The sequence below is a fragment of the Roseateles sp. P5_E11 genome (assembly GCF_054049355.1).
On the sequence record NZ_JBFUMO010001056.1, the window covers coordinates 1 to 1,028 of the forward strand.

Consider the following 1,028-nt stretch of genomic DNA (forward strand, 5'->3'; position numbering starts at 1 on the left):
GGGCAAATGGGGTGTGATGGCGTCGCCAGCCCCACAGCCGATGACGCCCACTGCCTGGGGCAGCTCCGTGAGCCGGCCGCGCATCAACTCGAGCCAGCCGGAGTCAGCGACCTCGGCGGGGCCGAGCCCCAGCAGGTCCAGATAGACCCGTCCCGCGCCACACGCCAGGGCCGCGCGGGCGGCCAGCCGGGCGGCGCCCTGCATACCCGGTGCTCCGCCCACGACCAGCACCTGGCCGTGGCTGCCCTTGTGGCTGGTCGGGCTGCGATGCAGGGCCGCGCCCGGGCCGAGCAGGTTGGCCGTGGGCGGCTCGTCGGGTGCAATGCCCAACTCGTCGAACCAGATCCGTCCTGCGTGCGCGCGTCCCTCGCCGGTGAAGAGGCCGGGCTTGAGCGTCAGCAGTGTCAGTGTGTGATCGGCGCGCATGGCGCGTTCGCCTGCGAGTTGGCCGGTGTCGGCGAGCAGGCCGCTGGGCAGATCAACGGCGAGGACGGGCGCGCCGCAATTGCCCATTGCGACGATGGGTGCCAGCAGCTCGGGTGAGGGCGCACGATTCAGGCCCAGGCCAAGCAGCGCGTCGATGACGAGGGAAGGGTACTGCGGCGCGTCGTGGCTCACGTGGGTTGGGACACCGACCTCGGCCAACCGTCGCGCGGCGACGTGGCCGTCGCCGCCGTTGTTGCCGGGGCCGCAGACCACCCATACTGGGCCGGCGCCCCGGCGCAGCGCCAGGGCGAGCTTGGCGACGGCCAGTCCTGCGCGTTCCATCAGGTCGGGCGAGTGGGCGAGCGCGCGCGCCTCGATGCGTCGGCTCGCTGCGACATCGAACAGCGGCAGCGTGGAGGTTGTGGGCAGCACCGGATGCATGCCCATGAGCTTAGAGCAGTCGTTGCGGCCCGAGTGCGGCGATGTCCAGCGCGGGTGCTAGCCCGGCGATCTGCTGGGCCAGGATCTGGGCGCTGCCACAGGCCAGGCCCCAGCCCAGTCCGCCTGGCGAGATGTTGAGCCACAAGCCCGCGCGACCGCCG

At 72.4% G+C, this 1,028-nt stretch carries 1 protein-coding gene; it reads right to left on the minus strand.

Annotation, left to right across the window (positions count from 1 at the left end):
• Window positions 1–867 (minus strand): NAD(P)H-hydrate epimerase (locus ACXJKR_RS33360; protein WP_457326510.1); only part of this gene is annotated, 867 nt, incomplete at its 3' end.
• Window positions 868–1,028 lie beyond the last annotated feature (161 nt).